The organism is Aerococcus sp. HMSC23C02 (assembly GCF_001806805.1).
Lineage (GTDB): Bacteria > Bacillota > Bacilli > Lactobacillales > Aerococcaceae > Aerococcus > Aerococcus sanguinicola.
The window spans coordinates 66,743-77,763 of the sequence record NZ_KV786044.1 but is presented as its reverse complement, the minus strand read 5'-3'; the positions used below and the strand labels follow the sequence as shown (position 1 = coordinate 77,763).

General features: G+C 50.3%; 9 protein-coding genes and 1 riboswitch. Of the genes, 4 read left to right on the top strand and 5 right to left on the bottom strand.

The window, feature by feature from the left end; all coding sequences use genetic code 11:
• Positions 1–793 precede the first annotated feature (793 nt).
• Positions 794–1,162: a hypothetical protein gene (locus HMPREF3090_RS04570; protein ID WP_067972546.1), complete on the bottom strand. Its 369-nt coding sequence runs from the start codon at positions 1,160–1,162 to the stop codon at positions 794–796.
• Positions 1,163–1,361: 199 nt separating this feature from the next.
• Here HMPREF3090_RS04570 and metK point away from each other — a divergent pair, with 199 nt between their 5' ends.
• A complete protein-coding gene (gene metK, locus HMPREF3090_RS04565) occupies positions 1,362–2,561 on the top strand; it encodes a methionine adenosyltransferase (RefSeq protein ID WP_070486056.1) in 1,200 nt (399 codons plus the stop codon).
• A gap of 382 nt (positions 2,562–2,943) precedes the next feature.
• On the opposite strand, the gene HMPREF3090_RS04560 is transcribed toward metK, so the two are convergent.
• Complete coding sequence (locus tag HMPREF3090_RS04560; protein ID WP_067972552.1) at positions 2,944–3,411, bottom strand: low molecular weight protein-tyrosine-phosphatase; 468 nt, start codon at positions 3,409–3,411, stop codon at positions 2,944–2,946.
• 104 nt (positions 3,412–3,515) lie between these two features.
• Here HMPREF3090_RS04560 and alr point away from each other — a divergent pair, with 104 nt between their 5' ends.
• The 3 genes from alr (at position 3,516) to HMPREF3090_RS04545 (ending at position 7,363) form a co-directional block, all read left to right on the top strand.
• On the top strand, positions 3,516–4,658 hold the full coding sequence (gene alr, locus HMPREF3090_RS04555; RefSeq protein WP_067972555.1) for an alanine racemase: 1,143 nt from the start codon (positions 3,516–3,518) through the stop codon (positions 4,656–4,658).
• Between the two features lie 66 nt (positions 4,659–4,724).
• Positions 4,725–4,867: riboswitch (Lysine riboswitch) on the top strand.
• A gap of 118 nt (positions 4,868–4,985) precedes the next feature.
• Complete coding sequence (gene dapA, locus HMPREF3090_RS04550; RefSeq protein WP_070486054.1) at positions 4,986–5,882, top strand: 4-hydroxy-tetrahydrodipicolinate synthase; 897 nt, start codon at positions 4,986–4,988, stop codon at positions 5,880–5,882.
• 653 nt (positions 5,883–6,535) lie between these two features.
• Positions 6,536–7,363 (top strand): helix-turn-helix domain-containing protein, encoded by an 828-nt coding sequence (locus HMPREF3090_RS04545; protein ID WP_067972563.1) that lies wholly within the window; start codon positions 6,536–6,538, stop codon positions 7,361–7,363.
• Positions 7,364–8,182: 819 nt separating this feature from the next.
• Here HMPREF3090_RS04545 and HMPREF3090_RS04540 read toward each other — a convergent pair.
• The 3 genes from HMPREF3090_RS04540 to HMPREF3090_RS04530 form a co-directional block, all read right to left on the bottom strand.
• Positions 8,183–8,962 (bottom strand): acetoin reductase, encoded by a 780-nt coding sequence (locus HMPREF3090_RS04540; RefSeq protein ID WP_070486052.1) that lies wholly within the window; start codon positions 8,960–8,962, stop codon positions 8,183–8,185.
• A gap of 163 nt (positions 8,963–9,125) precedes the next feature.
• Positions 9,126–10,166 (bottom strand): tetratricopeptide repeat protein, encoded by a 1,041-nt coding sequence (locus HMPREF3090_RS04535; protein ID WP_067972570.1) that lies wholly within the window; start codon positions 10,164–10,166, stop codon positions 9,126–9,128.
• A gap of 128 nt (positions 10,167–10,294) precedes the next feature.
• A complete protein-coding gene (locus HMPREF3090_RS04530; RefSeq protein WP_067972573.1) occupies positions 10,295–10,843 on the bottom strand; it encodes a hypothetical protein in 549 nt (182 codons plus the stop codon).
• Positions 10,844–11,021 lie beyond the last annotated feature (178 nt).

Genomic DNA, 11,021 nt, shown 5'->3' with positions numbered 1-11,021 from the left:
TCAAGTCTGCTCTTGCGAACCCGACTAAAGGGTGAGAGACTTGGCGGTTAGGCTTGGATGATTGGATCAAGTAAGGATAAGAGCGAAGCGTTCGCTCGTTCCTTACTTGTGAAATCACTCCAAGCCTGCCAAGTCGAACCCGACTAAAGGGTGAAAGGGCTGGCGGTTAAATTAATCGACCTTCAATCAAAAGTTACGACTGTGGGTTGACGATCCTCAACATTCATACAGAGCTTTCAATTGTGGGTTAACGCTGATCAATACCCAAACAAGTTCTCCGAGTGTGGCTTGACGATGACCAAGCCACACACAAAGTCTTCGATTGTGGGTTGACACACCAAACACCCCAACTACACAGGGTGTGAGCAAGAGCGGGTAGCTTTTAGTAAGTTGGAATGGTGCCAGTGTCTGATTTGCATACGGCAGTTCTGAATGCAAATAGGCAGGCATCATTTTGCATTTGGAGAGGCTGAGTGCAAATAGCAGCTATCATTTTGCATTCGGCGGCTCTGAGTGCAAATAGCAGCTATCATTTTGCATTTGGAGAGGCTGAGTGCAAATAGCAGCTATCATTTTGCATTCGGCGGCTCTGAGTGCAAATAGGCAGGCATCATTTTGCATTCAGCAGCTCTGAACGCAAATAACCGCTGTCATTTTGTATTCAGCAAGTCTGAGGGCAAATTGCTCAAGCCCAACTAGGCTATGGGGGCTAGCGGGAGAAATAAAGCTCTGGAGCAAAGAGGATAAGACTGCCTTTAGTCGGTCTTACCAGTCATCCCCTCCTGCCTCGCCACTAAAACCAGAGCTGGGCCTGGTGGAAGAGTCCGCGCAGGTAGCTGATCACGAAGGGACCGATGAACCAGAGCAGGACCAGGGTGACGACAACCAGCCCCAGTGCCAAGAAGCGGTAGGCGCCATGTTGGCTATCCGACCAGAACCACTGGCGCTTGCGCTCGCGGTCATAGAAAATTTCATTGGTATCCAGGTCAATCTCCCGTGTTTTGGAATCGACGACTTCCCGGTCTCGCGTGCGGTCATCCGTCGCGTAGATTGTGGTTTCCTGCTGGTAGTGGGTCTCGAATAAGGCTTGACGCTTCTTTTTGGCGCGTTCTTTCTCCTTGGCGAGTTCCGCCTTGGCCTTGCGGTAGCTTGCGCGTTTCACTTGGTCCCCTCCTCTCTTTTTCGGTGTCCAGCCCGCCCCAGTGGACCAGGCAGACACACTTTGCTTATATTTTACCGACTATGTTTGAATTTTTAACGAACTTTCAAGATATTATTTGACCATTCCCAGCTTTACAATTACATGCTAGAATAGACAAGGAATAAAACGGAAAATATCCTTGCCCATTAAGGAGGACAAAATGTTACAAAACCATTATTTATTTACCAGTGAGAGTGTTACCGAAGGCCATCCCGACAAAATCGCTGACCAGATCAGTGACGCTGTCCTGGATGCAGCCCTCAGCCAGGATCCCAACAGCCGGGTAGCTTGTGAAACGATTGTGAATACCGGCCTGGTGGTAATCTTCGGGGAAATCTCCAGCCAAGCCAATCTCGACTTCCAGACCATCGTTCGCGACACGGTCAAAAAGATTGGCTACACCCGGGGCAAATACGGCTTCGATGCGGAGAACCTCAACGTGATGGTAGCGCTCGACCAACAATCCCCCGATATCGCACAAGGGGTCGACCAGGCCCTCGAAATCCGCGGTAAAGATGGCGAAGAAGCGCTCGGTGCCGGGGACCAAGGCCTAATGTTTGGCTTTGCCTGCGACGAAACGCCTGAATTCATGCCCCTACCTATCCAGCTGGCCCATCGTTTAGCTGAACACCTGGCACATCTCCGTCATGAAGGGATCCTACCTTACCTGCGCCCCGACGGCAAGACCCAGGTTACCGTGGAATATGACGAGAACAAAAAACCTGTCCGCGTCGACACCATCGTCGTTTCCACCCAACACGCGGAAGCAACGCCCATGGAACAGATTGAAGCTGACATCCACGAGCATTTGATCAAGGAAGTCATCCCAAGCCATCTCTTAGATGACGAGACCAAGTACTACATCAACCCAACTGGTCGCTTTGTGATTGGGGGGCCTAAAGGAGATGCTGGTTTAACGGGACGGAAGATTATTGTGGATACCTACGGAGGCATGGCACGCCACGGGGGCGGTGCCTTCTCCGGTAAGGACGCCACCAAGGTCGACCGGAGCGCTTCTTATATGGCACGCTATATTGCGAAAAATATCGTTGCCAGCCAACTGGCCAGCCGGTGCGAAATTCAATTGGCCTATGCTATCGGGGTTGCCCAACCTGTTTCCATTAATATCGATACATTCGGCACCGAAAGCGTGGCCAAGGAGAAAATCACCCAAGCTGTCCGGCAAATTTTTGACCTGTCGCCACGCGGTATCATCGACAGCTTGGACCTGCGCCAAGCCATCTATGAACCCACTGCCGCCTACGGACACTTCGGCCGCCATGCAGAAGGCCCCTACTTCCCTTGGGAGCGGACCGACCGCATTGACGAACTCAAAGCTGCTGTGGACGCCCTGGACTAAGATTAAAATAAAAAGCAGCTCTCCCCGGTCCAGTTTGACTTGGGGAGAGCTGCTTTTGTTTAGCAATTACTTTTGAGCATCCGTTTCGCAAGTAGATCCAGCGCTACTTGCGAATGAAGTCGCCGTTTGCAAGTAGACCCAGCTCAACTTGCGAATGAGGCCGTGGTTCGAAAGTAGAGCCAGCTCAACTTGCGAATGGAAGCTCCGTTTGAAAGTAGGCCCGCCCCAACTTGCGAATGAGGCCGCCCTTCGAAAGTAGAAGGGCCGCGACTCGCAAACAGGACCACCATTTACAAGTCCCGCACGCCCCTACAAAAAATACCCACAAAAAACTGCCAGGCAAGGCGATTTATTCCTTGGCTGGCAGTCTTATCCCTCTATATTAGTCACGCAATTCGGGATAGGTCGCTTCTAGGTGCTGGCAGAGGCCCTGGATGCCCTTTGTAACCAAATCATAAGTCAGGTCAAAGTTCCCGGTATAATAAGGGTCCGCGATCGGTCCGGCTTGGTCAGTGAAGTCCAATAATTGGTAGACCTTGTCGCTAGTGCCGACGATTTTCTCAATATTTTTGATATTGCTATCGTCCATGCCGATTAAGTAGTCGTAGCGGTCGACGTCACCGGCTTTCAGCAGGCTGGCATACATATTGTCCGTGCTGATGCCCTTAGCTGCTAAAAGATTGGCAGTGCCGGGATGGGGGGCTGAGCCCAGGTTCCAGTCCCCTGTCGCTGCCGATTCCACCAAGACCTTATCCTCCCAACCGCGCTGCTTAACTTCCTCGCGCATCAAGGCTTCCGCCATGGGGGACCGGCAAATATTACCTAAACAAATAAAACAAATCTTAACCATAGAACCTCCTAAGTGAAATTTAACCATATTTTCTCATGGGCAATGCTAAAATAAGAGTGAGTCTCTTATTTGACCAATGAATAGAAAGAAGTGAATCACATCCAATGGTTACTGCTTATCGCCGCGCTAGCCGCGCTAAGATTTCCCTAGATGCTATTATACAGAACTACCAAGGGATTAAGCAATCCCTATCCCCAGGCAAGCTGGTCTATGCCACGGTCAAGGCGGATGCTTACGGACACGGGGCCAAAGCCGTCAGCCAGGCTCTGGAAGAGGCCGGTGCCGATGGTTTCTGTGTGGCCCTGACCGATGAAGCCCTCGAACTCCGCCAGGCCGGCATCCAAAACGATATCATGGTCTTAGGGGTTATCCCGGCTTCAGATGCCCTGGAAATGGCCCAAGCCCAGGTCGCCGTGACGGTCAGCCGCTTAGACTGGCTTCAAGCGGTGACGGAAGAACTCGAAGCTGCCACTTACCCTGCCCTGGACATCCACTTAGCGGTCGATTCTGGCATGGGGCGGATTGGCTTCCTCGATAGCCAGAGCTTGCAGGCTGCCATCGACTGGATTGCCGCTCACCCCAAGGCCTTCACGCTCAAGGGCATCTTCACCCATTTTGCGACGGCAGATAGCCAGGACCCCCAAGGCAAAAGCAAGCAAGCCGCCCAAGCCCAGGCCTTTCAAGACATCCGCCAGGCCATCGATTGCAGCCAGCTTCCCCAAGCCCCCCTCTTCCACCAATCCAACAGCGCTATGGCCCTCTGGTATCCCGATGAGACCCTGAACATGGTACGTTTAGGCATTGCCCTCTACGGTGCCAATCCGTCGAACGGGGAAGAAGACCTCCCCTATTCCTTGGAACCCGCCCTCAGCCTAGAGACAGAAATTGCCCACGTTAAACAAATGCATGCCGGCGAAACAGTCGGCTACGGGGCCACCTATACCGCTAGCCAGGATGAATGGATCGCCACCCTCCCCATCGGCTATGCAGATGGCTGGCTGAGAGCCTATTCAGGAGTCGAAGTTCTCGTCCAAGGCCAGGCCTGCCCCATCGTCGGCCGGGTCTGCATGGACCAGTGCATGGTCCGCCTCGACCAAGCCTATCCGATTGGCACCAAGGTCACCCTCATCGGTGAAAACCAGGGCCAAGTTATCCGGGCTGAGGACGTCGCCGCCCATGCCGGCACCATCGCCTATGAGACCTTATGCCTCTTAAGCCAGCGCCTGCCCCGGGACTACCAAGATTAAAGTCCTTTAACCGTTTTATCCTTGACTATTAATAGTAGCTATGTTAGATTAATAGCAATAGAAAAGTAGAGATATAGAGGCCGCGCTCGCCATCATTAGGAAACGAAAGGGGTCAGCGCCGAAGCAAGCTTGCTTGCTGGGGGCAGTACTGAACAAGGCTGTCACTGTCAAATGAGAAGCCCATTCTTATTTTGGAGGACTTATCCTACTTGGGCCCGTGAACCATACACGCTGACTTTGTATAGGCATACCCAAGTAAGCTAAGATTCCTGAATCTTAGCTTTTTCTATTTTACTAAGCTGTTTAACCATTTAAGGAGGAAATCAAATGTCTATTTATAGAGGATCCGGAGTGGCCATTGTTACCCCCTACCAGGATACAGAAGCGCGTGAAATTAACTATGACGTCTTCCGTCAGCTCGTTGAACGCCAAATCGAAGCAGGAACCGACGCCATCATTGTGGCCGGCACAACCGGCGAAGCCAGCAACCAAACCGATGAGGAACAGATTGACCTCATCCGTTACTGTGTCGAAGTCGTCGACCACCGCGTCCCAGTTATTGCCGGCGCTGGTTCTAACGACACCCGCCACGGGGTCAACCTCTCCAAGGCATGTGAAGAAGCTGGTGCTGACGCCTTGCTTTCCGTGACCCCATACTATCTCAAAACTAACCAAGAAGGCCTCTACCAACACTTCGCTGCCATCGCCAATGCGGTCAACATTCCCATCATCTTATACGATGTGCCAGGACGGACCGGGATGGGCATTGCCCCTCAAACCCTCCGCCGCCTCATCGATGACTTCGAAAATATTGTCGGCCTCAAAGACGCAACCGGTAATTTCAACCACGCTGTTGACAACCTCCACTACTGCGGCGACCAGGTAGACGTATACTCAGGCAATGACGATACCGCTGTACCCCTCATGAGCTTGGGTGGCCAAGGCGTTATCTCCGTATTGGCCAACATCGCCCCTGCAGAAGTCCACGAGATGATCCACGCCGCCCTCGACGGTGACTTCGCCAAGGCCCGCGAACTCCAAGCCAAATTCAAGCCCTTAATCGACACCCTCTTCTGCGAACCCAACCCCATACCCGTCAAAGCCGCTCTAGCCCTCCAAGGCTTCGAAGTCGGCCCAACCCGCCTACCTCTAGGCAAACCCCAAGAAGAAACTGTGAATAAATTAAAAGAACAATGGACGAACTTGGCTTGTTGGGTTAGATAGGGTGTGAGCAAAGGCGCTTAGAAAGGGATGACTGGAGACAATAGAGATAAGAGCGGCTTTAGCCGATCGTTCCCTTTTGTTGAAGTCACTCCCTTTCTGCCTTTTTGAACCCAACTAGGGTAAGAGGAAGCACGGGTAGAAGTGGAACTCTGGAGCAAAAAGCTAGAAAAGTCTGAGCGGTTTCGTCGAATCTTTGTGAAGAGGGACTATTTCTGCTTGCCTGAACCTAACTACAATATAAATACTAATCATTAGTTTTAGCCAGCTGAAAATGCTGGTTTTTTTATCCACTAATTCTTTATAGAAATATTTGAAACAATAATTAGTGCTTATCTAATTCTGAGCAGGAGTGGAGCGTTGAAGTTGGACCTTAGCCATGAATAAGCAAGCGATGTGAATTACGGATAGTCGGCGTCAGCCGTTACTAGCCGTTTGAAGCTCGCTAGGTGAGGGACCTCGGCCCGAGCCGATGCCATGGCTCTTTAAGGGCCAAATTCAAAAGCGGAACGCATGCTCAGCATACTATTCTGTGGAATTTTTTTCTTTATCTGCAGGCCTTTTAGCCAGGCATTCTTAATTTTTCCTAACTTGAATAAAATCGGTTTTAGTATAAAATAGTATCTATCATATACAACAATTGGAGGCTTAAACTAATGACTGACCGACAAGTCCCCTTTCGAATCAAAGCAACCGCGATGGATGAAGACTTCATCGACCAATATAACCGCTCATCCTTCCACCGCCACGAGCTCGTTTTTGTCACCAAGGCATTGCGGATTACCGTCAACCAGCAGTCACTTGAAGTGGAACCCAAGCAAATTATTGTGATTCCCTCAAGCATTGACCTTAAACTCGAAGCGGGCCAACACTACGCTTCTCCTCAATTCTACGGCTATGTCCTCTCCATTGGTGACAATTACCTCGATGAGATCAACCATACCTTCATCGACACCACCGACCTCATCCAGGTCTTCAGCCAACTGCGTATCCTCCCCGTGAGCGAAAATAACTGGCAAGTCTTCCTCGACCTCTTCGGCCAGCTCAAACAAGTCCAAGCGGAAAAAGCTACCCTCTACCAGCAGAAGATTATCTTCCACCTGGCTAGCCTGCTCTTCCTAGAAACCTGCCAAATCTACCAGTCGCCCAACGACCCCCTGCTCCACGAACATACCAAGCGCGACCAACTAGCCAGCGACATCAAGCAATACGTCGACGACCACTTCAACGAAGCCATCACCCTCCAAGACACCGCCAAGCGCTTCAACATCTCGACTTCAACCGTCAATCGTATCTTCCAAAAATACTACCACGACACCCTCTACCAATACCTCATCACCAAACGCCTCAGCTACGCCCACGACTGCATCAAAAAAGGCCAATCCATCAGCCACTCCTGGAAAAACGCCGGCTTCAAAGACTACAGCAACTTCTACCGGTCCTTCATCAAACACTACCATTACAGACCACACGACGCGAAATAAAAGGTGTGAGACTTGGCGCTTAGACTCGGATGATTGGAGCAAGTCAGAATAAGAGCGAAGCATTCGCTCGTTTCTGACTTGTGAAATCACTCCGAGTCTGCCAAGTCGAACCCGACTAAAGGGTGTGAGGGCGCGCGGGTAGAAGTGGACCTCTGGAGCAAAAAGGCAGAGAAGACTGAAAGTCTTCGATGACGCTTTGTGAAGAGGAGCCACTTCTGCGCGACCAAACCCGACTACAAGGGTGTGAGGGCGCGCGGGTAGCTTCCTTTCACTGGAGCAAGTCACCAGAGCAGTCTGTCGGACTGCGGCGGAGACTTGTGAAGTGACAAGGAAGCTGCGCAACCGAACCCAACTACAGGGTGTAAGCAAGAGCAGTCAATCCACAAGCAAAGGCTCCTAGTGTGGCTTGCCATCACTCAACCCACAATTAGAGGTCCTTTGTCTAGGTTCATAAAGATCAACCTTCAACCAAGACCTCCAATTGTGGATCGAATCTAAGTAACCCACATTCAATACCAGCGAGTGTGGCTTCCCATCAGCCAAGCCACACTAGAGGGGCTCGAATGTGGGTGGACAACACCCGTCATTCAAACTACCAAAAAATAATTTTTACTAGGATAAATGTAAAAGCTAGCGAAGACCTCGCTAGCTTTTTTCATTATATTAAGCCAGATCAGCTTGCCCAGCAGCGGTCCTACTTGCTAACAGGACCTCCATTCGCAAGTTGCCGGCCACCAACACCACGCAAGATACAAAAAAGACCTATCCCCGCCATATAAGCTCGAGAGATAGGCCTCTCTATCTTTTTTTAAGGCATTCTTATTGGAAGACCATGCCGCCATCAGTCACAATGATTTGACCGGTAATATAGTCCGCTTTTTCTGAGGCGAGGAAGGAGACTAAATTAGCCACATATTCTGGTTCTTGGGTGCGGCCGAGCGCAATATTGGCCACTTGTTCCTTGAAGGTCTCCCCTCTTTCAGCACCAGTTAGTTCCGCGAATTTTTCATCCAAGCGGTCCCACATGCCGGTGCCAGCGATCCCTGGCGCATAAGCATTGACGGTAATTCCATCATCCGCTAATTCCTTGGCTGCGGTCTGGGTCAGGCCACTCACCGCGAATTTAGTCGCCGAGTAGGCGCTGAGCATTTCAAAACCTTCGCGTCCCGCAATACTGGAGGCATTGATAATCTTACCCTTAATGCCGAGTGCCTTCATCTGCTTGGCTGCAGCTTGGATCCCATAGATGGTACCCTTAATATTGATATCGAAGAGCGCCCCCAGATCTTCCTCTTCCAAATCGATCAGCGGTGCCACTCGCCCTTCAATCCCTGCATTATTGACAAAAACATCTAAACGGCCAAATTGATCCACTGCATAAGCCGCCAGGTCCTTCTGATCTTGGAGCTTGCTCACATCCGCTTCCTTAATCGCCGCTTCAATCCCTTGGTCCGCAAATTCTTTCTGGGTCGCTTCCAAGGTTTCTCGGTCGATGTCCGCTAAGACCAGGTCGAAACCATCTGCCGCTAATTGCTGGGCGATGGCCTTACCTAAGCCCTGGGCTCCACCTGTAATCACAGCTACTTTCTTCTCTGACATAAAATTAATTCCTCCTTTTCTTAAGTTAAGCTAAGTATAACAATTTCGGTTCCGAAATAAAAGTAAAAGCCCTTGACCAAGTTCAAAAGCGAAACAGATCTCCGCCTTCCAAAATAAAAAAGCCTCCAAGGACAAGTCCATGTCCTTGGAAGCTCTTCAATTTTTACATATTCAATTGACGTTGTAGGTTGGCGATCACGGCATCGGCAGCGACTTCCTGGCCCTGAGTCAGGGACTGGTAGAGCTTAAAGTAGAAGCGGGCTGTCTTCATATTGCCTAGCTCTACTGCTGCTTGGGCCATGTTGACCAACTTGCAGAGGGCGGCATCGGAAGGGAACTGGTCCAGCTTGTAGTCTTGGAGGATCTGTGCCACTTCCTTATTGGTCAGGGGCTCTTCGACTTCCAAGCCTTCTTCCTTGAGCGATTCAAGCAGGTCAGTCGCCCCCTCGTTCTCCTTCCAGCGCAGGCTAATCTTAGCGAAGTTCATGGCAGCTTCTAGGTCTCCCTTGCCAGCATAGAATTTTGCCAAGCAGGCATAGCCCCGAGCCAAGGCTGACCGTTCGATCGAATACTTCAGGCCTTTTAGGATCATGGCATAGGCCATGCCGTACTGGTCCATATCCAGGTAGAGGGCCGCCAAGTCGTAGATCATCGTCACTTGGTAAGGGTGCCAGAGCAGGGCCTGTTGGTAGGCGTCCGCCGCTTCCTTGCGCTCATTAGCCTGGAGCAGGACCTTGGCATAGGTCTGGTAGATCTTGCTGAAGTCGCGGTGAGTTGGCAAAAGCTGCATCCCCGCCTCTTCATGGAGCAAGAATTCAAAGCGGCCAACCAAGTCAAAGATACTCAATTGCCGCTGTCCAGGCTTAGGATTGTACTGGTCGAAGTCAGAATCTAGACTCCGGATGAAGTCTTCCATGGCAAAGCGGGCCTCGGTCACCTCACCCGCCGCTAACATCTCGTCGATCTTAGCCATTAAGATATTGTCGGAGTGCTTATCCGAGTCATCATAACGCTTGCGATTCTTCAAGGTCTCTTCAGGATAAGCTTCATAGAGCAGGTCCTCTAATGTCGAAAGGAATTCTTCGTTACGGATCAGGACAATATTTTCCACCAATTTTTGGCCGACTTCGCTAATGGCCTGGCTATAATTTCCCACAAGTAATTGTTCAATTTCTTTTAGTAAATTTTCTTGATCTTGATTCATAATATTCTTCCCCTTAATTCGGAATAATGATTACCGGTCAAAGACACCAGTAATTATTGTAATCGGCCCTTGGTCAAAGTTCAAGGCTGGGCATAGTGTGAGTGATGCCTTTTACCGATCACTCTTGATTAATCATCCAAGGGCCCAGCAGGAAAGCGTTCCTCCAAGGATTCCTCCATCTCTTCCAGAGACATCACTTTGACAAAAGAATCTGGGGTAAAGCGCGGCTTATAGTCCGTTGGAAAGTCATCGAATTCCGCCGAATTGAAGAGGTATTTTTGCTTCTCATCATCGGATAGGGTCCGGAAATAAGCCATAGGAATCATATCATCGGCCAGGCGATTATTGGCCAGGCGCTTGATGAAGTGTGTAATATTCGAGAGGTCGTAATAATAAGCGTAATAGAGGTCGGACTGGCGTTGGTCAACCGGCGTCATCGTAAAGTCCACCAAGAGCTTCAAGAGGGCCTGCTTCTCTAAGATTTGCCGGTTGTTGAAGCCCTGGAAGCTCGTCCGCAGCATATAGGGCTGGTCTAAGTTGACCTCCGCTAGCTTACTATCATCATCATAAATCTTCAAGACACGAAAACTCTCGCCCTCCCACTCCTTGGTCGTCACATAATAATTCTCAATGAAAGCCAAATGATTCAAACGGGTATATAATTCATCCAAACGCATGGTCTCGCCTCCACCCTCCTAGTCAAGCTATTGAAACGCTAACAGTCTTATTATAACAGACTCAGCAAGGAATAACCGCCAAAAGCGCTAGTTTATTTGTCCAATCAAAAGTACACTGACTGTCCAACCAGTATTCACAACAACTGACAAATTGTGCTAGTGAGCATCCGTTCCGCTT